This is a genomic window from Azospirillum fermentarium (assembly GCF_025961205.1).
In the GTDB taxonomy this organism is placed as follows: Bacteria; Pseudomonadota; Alphaproteobacteria; order Azospirillales; family Azospirillaceae; genus Azospirillum; species Azospirillum fermentarium.
In genome coordinates, this window is sequence record NZ_JAOQNH010000001.1 from 478631 (window position 1) to 490459 (window position 11829).

The 11829-nt window shown below is 71.1% G+C and carries 11 protein-coding genes; 4 read left to right on the forward strand and 7 right to left on the reverse strand.

Going from position 1 to position 11829, the window contains the following annotated elements; genetic code table 11:
- Positions 1-91: 91 nt before the first annotated feature.
- A complete protein-coding gene (locus tag M2352_RS02350) occupies positions 92-1552 on the reverse strand; it encodes a M48 family metalloprotease (protein WP_264662909.1) in 1461 nt (486 codons plus the stop codon).
- 18 nt (positions 1553-1570) lie between these two features.
- Here M2352_RS02350 and M2352_RS02355 point away from each other — a divergent pair, with 18 nt between their 5' ends.
- Complete coding sequence (locus tag M2352_RS02355; protein WP_264662910.1) at positions 1571-2395, forward strand: thermonuclease family protein; 825 nt, start codon at positions 1571-1573, stop codon at positions 2393-2395.
- A gap of 10 nt (positions 2396-2405) precedes the next feature.
- On the opposite strand, the gene M2352_RS02360 is transcribed toward M2352_RS02355, so the two are convergent.
- From M2352_RS02360 to M2352_RS02370, 3 genes are read right to left on the reverse strand one after another with little or no spacing between them, the layout of a single operon-like run.
- Complete coding sequence (locus M2352_RS02360; RefSeq protein ID WP_264662911.1) at positions 2406-3410, reverse strand: NAD(P)H-dependent glycerol-3-phosphate dehydrogenase; 1005 nt, start codon at positions 3408-3410, stop codon at positions 2406-2408.
- 24 nt (positions 3411-3434) lie between these two features.
- Positions 3435-4508 (reverse strand): tRNA (adenosine(37)-N6)-threonylcarbamoyltransferase complex transferase subunit TsaD, encoded by a 1074-nt coding sequence (gene tsaD, locus M2352_RS02365; protein ID WP_264662912.1) that lies wholly within the window; start codon positions 4506-4508, stop codon positions 3435-3437.
- 59 nt (positions 4509-4567) lie between these two features.
- Entirely contained in the window at positions 4568-5011 is a 444-nt protein-coding gene (locus M2352_RS02370; RefSeq protein ID WP_264662913.1) for an SRPBCC domain-containing protein, read from the reverse strand.
- A 110-nt stretch (positions 5012-5121) separates the two neighbouring features.
- Between M2352_RS02370 and M2352_RS02375 the strand changes: the two genes are divergently transcribed.
- Positions 5122-5952 (forward strand): class I SAM-dependent methyltransferase, encoded by an 831-nt coding sequence (locus tag M2352_RS02375; RefSeq protein ID WP_264662914.1) that lies wholly within the window; start codon positions 5122-5124, stop codon positions 5950-5952.
- A gap of 250 nt (positions 5953-6202) precedes the next feature.
- On the opposite strand, the gene M2352_RS02380 is transcribed toward M2352_RS02375, so the two are convergent.
- Complete coding sequence (locus M2352_RS02380) at positions 6203-7279, reverse strand: IS5 family transposase (RefSeq protein WP_264662801.1); 1077 nt, start codon at positions 7277-7279, stop codon at positions 6203-6205.
- A gap of 80 nt (positions 7280-7359) precedes the next feature.
- On the reverse strand, positions 7360-8547 hold the full coding sequence (locus M2352_RS02385; RefSeq protein ID WP_264662915.1) for an MFS transporter: 1188 nt from the start codon (positions 8545-8547) through the stop codon (positions 7360-7362).
- A gap of 140 nt (positions 8548-8687) precedes the next feature.
- Here M2352_RS02385 and M2352_RS02390 point away from each other — a divergent pair, with 140 nt between their 5' ends.
- Positions 8688-9692, forward strand: coding sequence for a lipid A deacylase LpxR family protein (locus tag M2352_RS02390; protein ID WP_264662916.1), 1005 nt, complete (start codon positions 8688-8690; stop codon positions 9690-9692).
- A 55-nt stretch (positions 9693-9747) separates the two neighbouring features.
- Positions 9748-11277 (forward strand): YifB family Mg chelatase-like AAA ATPase, encoded by a 1530-nt coding sequence (locus tag M2352_RS02395; protein WP_264662917.1) that lies wholly within the window; start codon positions 9748-9750, stop codon positions 11275-11277.
- Positions 11278-11336: 59 nt separating this feature from the next.
- Here the strand turns inward: M2352_RS02395 and M2352_RS02400 are convergent, their stop codons facing one another.
- Positions 11337-11723: a response regulator gene (locus M2352_RS02400; protein ID WP_264662918.1), complete on the reverse strand. Its 387-nt coding sequence runs from the start codon at positions 11721-11723 to the stop codon at positions 11337-11339.
- Positions 11724-11829 lie beyond the last annotated feature (106 nt).

Sequence of the window (11829 nt, forward strand, 5' to 3'; positions counted from 1 at the left end):
TCCCCGGTGGGGCGAGGGGAGAAAAGCGGGTTCCAAGGGCCATCCGGCCCTTGGCCGGGGAAGCGTGAAGGGGCGGGCAGCCCCTTCACCCTCACCCTCCGGTGATGATCTTCACCCCCCGCCCCGGCTCCAGAGCCGTTCCCGGCGGGATATCGTTGATGATCCGAAACAACTCCTCCGCATAAGGCTGGCGCGGCATCTGCGCCACCAGCCCCTCCACCGTGTCGCCGGCACGGACGGTGACGGCCCGCACGCGGGCGGGCTGCAGCGACGCGGCCTCGGCCTGGGTCAGGGGACGCAGGCTGGCCGCGGTCTGGCGGAACAGCCCGTCCGCCGCCCCCAGCCGCCCGGCGGGGGCCAGGAAGGTGAAGCGGTAGACGGTGCGGGCGTCCCAGCGCACGGCGACCAGCCGGATGTCGGCGGCCCCGGCGTCGGTCTGGCCGCGGGTGATGCCGGTGGCGGCGGGACGCCCGGCGATGGTCAGGGGTTCCACCGCCTGAAGCGGCGTGTCGCCGGCCCAGCCGCGCACCAGATAATCCACCGGGTCGCCGATGCCGCCCTGGACGGGGCCGCCGTCGAAGGACACGGCCAGCCCGTCCGGCCCCTTGCCCACCACCGCGTCGGCACCGTTCAGCAGGCTGAAGCCGCGGGGCACCTCGAACCGCAGCCCCAGCACCGGGTGGGCAAAGACGGTTGCGCGCACGAAACCATTGTCCGGGCTGTCGCCCCAGATCATGCCGTCGATGGCCTGGAGATAAGGTGCAACGGGCCGCTGCCCGCCGGGCGGATAACGGCGGGCCTGCCGGGCGGCGGTCTCCACCCGCTCGGCGGTCGGGGGATGGGTGGCGAAAAGGTCGAAGCCGCCGCTGTTGTTCCCGGTGCGCAACGACGTGTATTGCTCGTACCGGCGCAGGGTTTCCAGGAATGTGGCCTGGGCGAAGGGGTCGTAGCCGGCCCGCGCCAGGGTCTCCACCCCCAGCGCGTCGGCCTCCAACTCCTGTTCGCGGGAATAGCTGGCGAGCATGGCCCCCGATCCCAGGGTCAGCAGTTGCGCCACCGTGTCGTTGCCCAGCGCCATGCCCACCCCGGCGGCCAGCAGGTCGGTGAGGGTGGAGCGGGTGGCGCGGGCCACGGAATGGCGGGCGGTGACGTGGCCGATCTCGTGGGCCAGCACGCCGGCCACCTCCGCCTCGTCCTTGGCGAGCGTCAGCAGGCCGCGGGTGACATAGACATAGCCGCCGGGAAGGGCGAAGGCGTTCACCACGTCGCTGTCCAGCACGGTGAAATGCCACTCGAAGCCGGGTTGGGCCGAGGCGGCGGCCAGACGGCGCCCGAGATCCTCCACCCAGCGGGTCAGGCGGGCGTCCTTGACCGCACCGCCGAACTGGGCGACCACCTTGGGGTGCTGCTCGGCGCCCATGGCGGCGTCCTGATTGAGCGGGATCAGGTCGATCAGCCCGGCCTGCGCCCCGCCCGTCTGGCACCCGGCCATCAGGGACGCGGCCAGAAGCGCGGCGGCGGCGCGTTTCATCAGGGGGCGGAACACAGGCATGGGACGGCCCTGGCAGGGATGGACTATGGTCACCTGATGAACCCCCGCACGGCCCGTCTTGTTCCCGTTTTCTGTCTTGCCGCGCTGGTGCTGGCCGCACTGCCGGCGTGGGCGGAGACCGTGCGGGCCACGGCGGTGCTGGATGGGGAAACCCTGCGGCTGGACGACGGGCGGGAATTGCGGCTGTCGGGCATCGACGCCCCGCGCCCGCCCGCCGGGGCCGATCCCGCGCGCCGCTGGCCGCTGGCCGACGGGGCGGTGGCACTGCTGACGGAGTTGACCGCCGGCCAGCCGCTCACCCTCGCGGTGGAGGTGGCGGAGGATCGTTACGGACGCGTTCTGGCCCAGGTGACGCGCGGCGACGGGGTGTGGATACAAGGCGAGATGCTGCGCCGCGGGCTGGCCCGCGTGCAGACCCGCCCCGACGCCCACGCCCGCGCGCCCGAGATGCTGGCGGTGGAGGCCGACGCCCGCGCCGCCCGCCGCGGCCTGTGGCGCACCCGCGTCTATGGCGTGCGCCGCGCCGCCGACACCGCCCGCCTGCTGCGCGACCGCGACAGTTTTCAGGTGATCGAGGGCACGGTGGTGGCGACGGCCAAGGTCAAAGACCTGACTTACCTGAACTTCGGCGACAACTGGCGCGACGACACCACGGTCACGCTCACCCGTGCGGCGGCCAAGGCGTGCGAAAAAGCCGGGCTGGACCCGCTGGCGCTGACGGGACAAACGGTGCGGGTGCGCGGCTGGGTGACCGAGCGCAACGGCCCGATGATCGACGTCACCCACCCCGAACAGATCGAACGGATCTCCGCCCCCACCGAAATCGTTGCGGAGGGGGAATAATCCCTGTGGCTCAGTGCTTTTCTTTGCGGAAGGGGCGGGACAGCAACGCGGTGATGGTGTCGTCCAGCCCGGCCCCGTGGTTGAGGATGGCGTCCACCGCGGTGCAGATGGGCATGTCCACCCCCAGCCGCCCGGCCAACGCCACCACCGCACGGGCGGTGTAGACGCCCTCGGCCACCGACCGGCGCTCGCCCAGCACCTCGTCCAGCGTGCGCCCGGCGCCCAGCGCCGCCCCCAGCGACATGTTGCGCGACTGCATGCTGGAGCAGGTGAGCGTCAGATCCCCCAGACCCGACAGCCCCATCAACGTTTCCGCCCGCCCGCCCAGCGCCAGCGCCAGCCGGGTGATTTCCGCCAGACCGCGGGTGATCAGCGCCGCACGGGCGTTGTCGCCCAGCTTCCGGCCCTCCACCACGCCGCAGGCGATGGCCAGCACGTTCTTGACCGCACCGCCCACCTGCGCGCCCACCAGATCGCCGGACAGGTAGGGGCGGAACGTGCGGCTGCCCAGCGCCTCCACCAGTTGCCCGCCCAGGGCGAGGTCGTCACAGGCCAGGGTGACGGCGGTGGGCAGGCCGCGCGCCACCTCGGCGGCGAAGGTCGGGCCGGACAGGATGGCGATGGGCGTGCCGGGGGGCAGGGCTGCGGCCACCGCCTCGCTCATCAGCGATTGGGTGGCGATCTCGATGCCCTTGGCGCAGATGACCGCCGGGGCGCCGGGGGTCCAGTGGGGGGCCAGCCGTTCGCAGACCGCGCGCAGGTGCTGGGCCGGGGCCACCAGCATCACCGCGTCGGTTCCGGCCACCGCCGCCGCGTCCGCCGTGGCGGTGAGGTCGTGGGGCAGCGGCACGCCCGGCAGATAGTCGCGGTTCTCGTGATCGTGGTTGATGGCGTCCACCACCGCCGGCTCCCGCGCCCACAGCACGGTGTCGCGACCGGCGCGCAAGGATGCCAGCGCCACCGCCGTGCCCCAGGCGCCGCCGCCGACCACGCCGATCCGGCTGAACTCACCCATGCCCCTGCCCTCTCTCGTCAAAAATCATGCCTTGCGCCCGGCGCCCACCCCGTCGCGCCCGATGGCCGGTCGGGCGGTGGGGTCCAGCGGCCAGCGCGGGCGGGGGGCGAAGTCCAGCGCGTCGCTGTCCCCCAGCCGCAGCCGTTCGATGCCGGCCCAGGCGATCATGGCGGCGTTGTCGGTGCACAGGCCCAAGGGCGGGGCGACGAAGCGCAGCCCCTCCCGCGCGGCCAGCGCCGACAGGCGTGCGCGCAGCGTCTTGTTGGCCGCCACGCCGCCGGCCACCACCAGCGCCGTGCCGTCCGGGTGGTCGGCGCGGAAGGCGCGGATGGCCCGCTTGCAGCGGTCGGCCATCACCTCCGCCACCGTGGCCTGAAAGGCAGCGGCCAGATCGTTGCGGTCGGCCTCGCTCAACGGCTGGGGCAACTCCTCCACCAGCCGGCGCACCGCGGCCTTGAGGCCGGAGAAGGAGAAATCGCAGCCCGGACGGCCCAGCATGGGCCGCGGCAGCTCGAACCGGCCCGGATCGGTGGCCTTGGCCGCCGCGCGCTCCACCTGCGGCCCGCCGGGATAGCCCAGCCCCAGCAGCTTGGCGGTCTTGTCGAACGCCTCCCCCACCGCGTCGTCGATGGTGGTGCCCAGGCGGCGGTAACGGCCCACACCTTCGACCGCCAGCAACTGGCAATGGCCGCCCGACACCAGCAGCAGCAGATAGGGGAAATCCACCCCATCGGTCAGCCGGGCGGTCAGGGCGTGCCCCTCCAGATGGTTCACCGCGACGAAGGGCAGGCCGGAGGCCGCGGCCATGGCCTTGGCGGTCATGACGCCGACGATCACCCCGCCGATCAGGCCGGGGCCGCCGGTGGCGGCGATGGCGTCGAGATCGGAAAGCCGCAGGCCGGCGGTGTCCAGCGCCTGCCGGATCAGCCCGTCGAGGTATTCCAGATGCGCACGCGCGGCGATTTCCGGCACCACGCCGCCATAGGGCGTGTGTTCGTCCAATTGCGACAGGACCACGTTGGCCCGGATCTCGCGGGCATCGGTGACGACGGCGGCGGCGGTTTCATCGCAACTCGTCTCGATCCCCAGAACAATCACGGGAGGCTGTCCTTAGCTGTTGCGAGAATGGGCTGTTGCGTGCGAATCGGGAAATGGGGTCAGGCGGCGGCCGCCGTCTCCTCCACCCGGTTTTTCAGGGCAGCGTTCATCGCCTCGAACCCCTGGCGGATGCGGGCGTAGGCCGAGGCCGGGACCAGCGCCGCCGCCACGCCCGTAAACCGCTCCTCATGGTGCAGGCGCACGCCGCCGGGCACGGGTTCCAGACGGAAGCTGTGCTCCCCGTCGAACAGGCCGGGGACCAGCACCCGTCCCTTCCACCGCAATTGCCGTTCCGGCTCCGCAATCAGCACGCGGGGGCGGAAGGACGAAACCCCGCCGCCGGGCGTGCGGATCTGCACCCGCAGCCGCGTGCCCACCGCCGGCGTCCCTTCGATTGTGGTGATGAAGGGATTCCACGCCGGGTAATCGGCAAACGCCGTCAGCGTCCGCCAGACGCGGGCGGGGTTGGCGCGGATGTCGATGATGGTGGCGATCAATTGCATAGTGGTCTTATATCCTGTCGCCGCCCGCCCCGCTACGTTGCTGGAACGGTCACGGCCACGAAACGGCACCGATGAATGCACAGGTTCCCCGAGCCGGCCATGAAACGCCCATGAACCCCAATGTGCCCGATAGCGACGGCGCCATCCGCTATTACGACGGCGATTACCCGTCCCTGGAACTGGATCCGCCGCGGGCCGGGGCGGTGCAACGGCTGGCCGCCATCGGGCTGCTGGGGGATGTGGCGTTTTACCGCACCCTGGCGGAACAGGCCGGCGGCCCGGTGCTGGAGATCGGGTGCGGCACCGGGCGGCTGACCATTCCCATGGCGCGGGCCGGCGCGGTGGTGCGCGGGGTGGATTCATCCGCCGCCATGCTGGACCGGCTGACCCGGCGGCTGGACCGGGAACCGGCGGCGGTGCGGGGGCGGGTCACGCTCACCCACGGCAACGCCATCGGCCTGGATCCGGGGGCCTTCCCCCTGGTGCTGCTGCCCTTCAACCTGCTGATGCTCCAGCACGGCGCCGGCACGGCGGAACGGCTGCTGGCCGCGGTGGTGGCGGCTCTGCCCCCCGGCGGACGGCTGGCGCTGGACGTGATGAACCCGCTGACCCTGTCCGCCGCGGCGGAGCGCAGCGGCATCCCCTCCTCCCCCCTGATCGACCCGTGGACGGGGGCGTCCTATCTCAAGATCACCCTGGCCGGGCCGGTGGACGCCGACGGCGAACAGCTCGTCCACGGCTGGTACGAGGCGCTGGAGGACGGCGAGCGGGCCATCCTGACCGATTTCGCCTTCCGCTGGCGCATGATCCCCCGCCCGCGGCTGGAACGGCTGCTGAGCGATGCCGGCCTGTCCATCGAAGAAACGGCCGGCGATTTCGACGGCGCCCCCTGGCAGCCGGACAGCCGGCGCACGGTGGTGGTGGCGCGCCGCACCGGTTAGCGTGTGATCGGTTCAAACGGAATCGTTTGAAGCGTGGATCACACGGAAAACCAAAAGCCGAGCCCCCTTCAGGGAGCTTCAATACGCACCTGAAGGGGTCTAGCAGGGCGCGGAAAAACAGACCGATGCGGTGGCATTGTCTCCGCTGAAGCTTGGAAATGGTGTTTTCGTGGCCTGTTTTGGTCTGGATGGCGCCTTTTTCCGCGCCCTCAGGCTCCTGGAGTCGCCATTCAGGCGGACTCCGGGATGATTATGCCGTTGTCAGCAGCTTGGGCAGACGGATCAGGTTATAGGCGGCGGCAGTCAGCGTGAACATCCAACCGACGCGGGCGGTGCCGCGGTGACGGGTCTTGCGCAGCCCCGCCCCCTTGATCCAGCCGAAGACCTCCTCGATCCGCTTGCGGATGCGCAAGGACACGGCATAGCCGGGGTGACGGGTGGTCCGGCCATCAATGGCTGAGCGGCGGTTGCTGGTGTTCTGGGCAACGTGCGGGGTGGCGCCCAGGCGGCGCATGTTCGCCACGAAATCCTTGGTGTCGTAAGCCTTGTCGGCGCCCAGCGTGATGCGGTGGCAGCCGGAGATGGCCTCGACCATCGACACCGCCGCCTCGCGTTCGGCCAAGCCCGTAGCCGCCGTCAGCCGGACATCCACCACCAGAGCATGGCGGTTCTCCATCAGCGCGTGGCCCATGAAGGCCAGCTTCGCCGGCTGCCCGTTGCCCTTGCGGTAGAGACGCGCCTCGGGATCGGTTGTGGAGGCATGCGTTTCGTTGGACCGTTTCTCACCGTGAAAGTCGCGCTCGCCGTTGCGGCCCGGCCCCGGCGGCTCACCGCTGCCATCTTTGGGCCGGAAGCTCTTCACGCTGGCCCACGCCTCGATCAGCGTGCCGTCCACCGAGAAGTGCTCGTCCGACAGCAGCGCCTTGACCCGCGGCTGATCCAGCACGGTGGCCAGGAACGTGGCCGCCACATCCCCCGCCAGCAAACGCTCACGGTTCTTGGTGAAGACCGTCACGTCCCACACCGGGGCGTCCATCGACAGCCCGACGAACCAGCGGAACAGCAGGTTGTAATCAAGCTGCTCCATCAACTGGCGTTCCGAGCGCACCGAGTAGAAGGCCTGGAGCAGCAGCGCCCGCAGCAGCTTCTCCGGTGCGATCGACGGCCGCCCGATCTTCGAGTACAGACCCTCGAAGGCTGGCGACATCACCTCCAGCGCTTCATCCACGATGGCCCGGATCGCCCGCAACGGGTGGTTGGCCGGAACCCGAGCCTCACAGCTCACGTAGCTGAACAGACCCTCGCTGCGTTCGTCCGAACCCCGCATCGCCCCCTCGCCGGCCTCATTCTCTACGAAATGAGAGAATCACGACCGGCCAGCCGGGCATAGCCTTTTTCCGCGCCCTGCTAGGAGGCCGATTCCCCCACCCACGGCGCCGTGGCGCGGGCCAGCAGGGTGACGGTGACGCACAGAACGGCGATCATGGCAAAGGCGGCGGCGATGGACAGCCAGCCGGCCACATAGCCGAACAGCGCCGGCCCCACCAGCACCCCCACATAGCCCAGGGTGGCGACGGTGGCGATGGCCCGCGGCGCTTCCGCCGGGCCGCGGCGCCCGGCAGCGCTCAGCAGCACCGGCACCACGTTGGACAGCCCCAGCCCGGCGATGGCGAAGGCCGCCGCCGCCGGCACCGGGTGCGGCATCAGCAGCGCCAGCCCCAGCCCCGCCGCCGCCAGCAGCCCGCCGGCCCGCAGCAGGGTCAGCCCGCCGTAGCGCCGCCGCAGCCCGTCGCCCAGAAACCGCCCCAGCGCCATGGTGCCGCAGAACGCCGCAAAGCCCAGCCCGGCCAAGCCGGCCATCCCGCCCAACTCGTCGCGCAGGTAGATGGCGCTCCAGTCCAGCACCGCCCCCTCGCTCATGAAGGCCAGCATGGTCAGCACGCCCAGCAGCACCGTGCCCGGCCCCGGGCGCCACGGTCCCCCGGTGTCCCGTGCCGCGGGGGTGGAGCGCACCGGCAGCAGCCACGCCTGCGCCACCAGCAGCACGGCCAGCAGAAACCCGGCCATCACCGTCACCTGCGCCAGCGGCGGCAGCACCGTCAGCAGCGCCCCCCCGGCCCCGGCTCCGGCCAGCCCGCCCAGGCTCCACATGCCGTGCAGCGACGACATGATGGGGCGGCCGAGCGCGCTTTCCACCTGCGCGCCGTGGGTGTTCATGGCGACATCCATCACCCCGCCCGCGGCCCCCAGCAGGAACAGCGCGGCCACCAGCGTGCCCAGCCCCGGCACCAGCGCCGGCAGCGGCAGGAACAGGCAGAACAGCACGCCGCTGATCCGCACCAGCGTGGCGCTGCCCACCCGGTGGCTCAGCGCCCCGGCCCCGGTCATGGCCGCCAGCGCGCCGATGGCCAGACACAGCAACGCCGTCCCCAGCACCTCCGGCGACAGGCCCAGGCGGTCCTTGACCAACGGAATCTGCGCGGCCCAGGTGCCGAAGACACCGCCATGGATGAAGAACAGGGCGGTCACCGCCCAGCGCGCCCGCCCGGCCACCGCCGGGGCAAACGTCTGGAGCGCAGAGGAAGAGGCTGTCATGATCCCAACACCCGTACCAACGAAAGAGCTACCCCCGCCGGACCGCGGCACCGGCAGCGGCGGCGTGCCATATGGGCAGCATACGTGACCCATGGGATAAGAACAGCCACGATGCCGGGAACGGAAGGACAGAGCAGACAATGATTCCGTGCAGAGCCGCCGCCACCCTGTCCGCCCTGATTCTGGGGACGTTTCCGGCCCACGCCGCCGAGCCGCCGCCGCGGGCCGAGGACACCGCCGCCGCCATCGGCTTCGTCTATGAAAACGACATCTTCGCCAACGCCGACCGCCACTACACCAACGGGGTGCAGGCGTTCTATTCCCCGCCGGAAAGCAGCACGCCGGGCTGGATCACCGATGCGGCGGAAGCCTTCCCCCTGCTCGACCCGGCGGGACACAAGCGGGTGGTCTTCTCCCTGGGGCAAAAGATGTACACCCCCGCCGACATCAGCCGCCCGGTGCCCGATCCCCGCGACCAGCCCTATGCCGGGTTTCTCTATACCGACATCGGCGTGCTGTCGGAAACGGCGGACCGGCTGGACCGGCTGAACCTGACGCTGGGGGTGGTGGGGCCGTGGGCCTTTGCCAGGCAGACGCAGATCTTCGTCCACCACCAGACCCACTCCACCATCCCCAAGGGCTGGAGCCATCAGCTCCGCAACGAACCGGCGGTGATGCTGAGCTATGAGCGGGCGTGGCGCCGGCTGTACGAGGCATCGCCCTTCGGGCTGGGGTTCGACGTGACGCCGCGGCTGGGGGCCAGTGTCGGCAACGTCGCCACCCTGGCCGCCGCCGGGGTGACGGTGCGGCTGGGCGTCGATCTTCCACAAGACTACGGGCCGCCGCGCATCAGCCCGGCCATCCAGGGCACCAGCGCCTTCGTTCCCGGACGGGATTTCGGCTGGTACCTGTTCGCCGGGGCCGAGGGGCGGGCGGTGGCGCGCAACATCTTCCTGGACGGCAACAGCTTCCGCGGCGGGCCGTCGGTCAGCCGCCGCCCCTGGGTGGGCGACCTTCAGGCCGGGCTGGCGGTGACGGTGGGCGGGGTGCGGCTGGCCTACACCCACATCTTCCGCACGAAACAGTTCGACGGCCAGCCGCGGGCGGACCAGTTCGGGTCGCTGTCGCTCTCCACACGCTTTTAAAGCGGGCCGATACCGCATACACTTGCGTGTTTTCCGGCGTGATGGGGTCTTGGCGGTGGTTGCGCGCGTCAACACGGTGGCGTTCCAGGGGATCGAGGTTCTGGACATCAACGTCCAGGTGCAGATGTCGGCGGGCATCGTCGCCTTCACCCTGGTGGGGCTGCCCGACAAGGCGGTGGCGGAAAGCCGGGAGCGGGTGCGCGCCGCCCTCCACGCGCTGGGGCTGTCGCTGCCGGCCAAGCGCATCACCGTCAACCTCGCCCCCGCCGACGTGCTGAAGGAAGGGTCGCATTTCGACCTGCCCATCGCCTTGGGCCTGCTGACCGTCATGGGGGTGCTGCCGGATCTGGAGATCGCGCGCTATTGCGCGCTGGGCGAACTGGCGCTGGACGGGGCCTTGACGCCCGTGGCCGGCGTGCTGCCGGCGGCGATCAACGCGCTGGCCCGCGACCGCGGCCTGATCTGCCCCGAGCCGTGCGGGGGAGAGGCGGCGTGGGCCGGTGACGGGCTGGAGGTGCTGGCCCCCGCCTCGCTCCTGGCGCTCATCAACCATTTCAAGGGCACGCAGGTGCTGAGCCCCCCGCGCCCGAAGCTGCAGGAGGAGCCGGCGGCGCCGCCCGACCTGCGCGACATCAAGGGGCAGGAAAGCGCCAAGCGCGTGCTGGAGATCGCCGCTGCAGGCGCCCATAACCTGCTGATGATGGGGCCGCCGGGATCGGGCAAATCCATGCTGGCCGCCCGCCTGCCCGGCCTGCTGCCGCCCCTGTCACCGGCGGAGGCGCTGGAGGTGTCGATGATCCACAGCGTCGCCGGGCTGCTGGAGGATGGCCGGCTGCTGCGCCGTCGCCCCTTCCGGGCACCCCACCATTCCGCCAGCCTGCCGTCGCTGGTGGGCGGGGGCACGCGGGCCAAGCCGGGGGAAATCTCGCTCGCCCACATGGGCGTGCTGTTTCTGGACGAATTGCCGGAATTTCCCCGCGCCACGCTGGAATCCCTGCGCCAGCCCATCGAGACGGGCCGGGTGATGGTGTCGCGGGCCAACGCACACGTGACATATCCCGCCCGCGCCCAGGTGGTGGCGGCCATGAACCCCTGCCGCTGCGGCCATCTGGACGACCCGGCGCTGGCCTGTTCCCGCGCGCCCAAATGCGCCGCGGACTATCAGTCGAAGATCAGCGGGCCGCTGTTCGACCGCATCGACCTGCACATCGACGTACCGGCGGTCAGCCCCGCCGACCTCAGCCTGGCCCCGCCCGCGGAAGGATCGGCGGAGGTGGCGGCGCGGGTGCTGCGCGCCCGCATGATCCAGACCGACCGTTACGCATCCGTCCCGGATCAGGACGGGCGGCCCGTGCGCACCAACGCCGACGCCGACGGCGAAGTGCTGGAGCGCGTGGCATCCCCCGACACGGCGGGCCGCACCCTGCTGACCGAGGCGGCGGAGCGGCTGAAGCTGTCGGCGCGCGGCTATCACCGCATGATGCGGGTGGCCCGCACCCTGGCCGATCTGGACGGCGGCGGCCCCGTGCGCCGCGTGCATGTGGCCGAGGCGCTGAGCTACCGCCGCATGGCGCCGGGACGGTGAGCGGCGGGCTGCCGCCCACACCCTCCGCTTTTTTATTGATCGAGTGCGGGGAAGGCCCCTTACGCCCGCAGGATGAGTTCTTCCACCACCGCCCGCAGCGGGGCGGGGGACACGGGCTTGATCATCAGGCGGAAGCCGGCGCTGGCCGCTTCGCTCACCCGTTCGGGGGCGCCGTCGCCGGTCAGCAGGATGGCGGGGATGTGGGCGCCGCTGTGGGCACGCACGCGGGCCAGCACGTCGGCCCCGGTGCGCCCGCCGGGCAGGAAATGATCGGTGATGAGCAGGGACGGGGCCGTCTCCAGCCCGGTCAGCGCGGTTTCCAGCGCCTCCATCGACAGGGCGCGGACGACGCTGTACCCCCAGGCGCCAAGGACCATGCCCAGCCCTTCGACGATGAAGGGGTCGTCGTCAACGATGATGATAGGGCCAACGGCGGATACGGACATAGGGTCGAGCCTCCCTAAAACGGAAAGCCGCCGGGGGAAACACCCCCGGCGGTCCCGACCTTAGAATTAGACCACCCGCCGAAAGTCACAAGACACAATAAAGCAC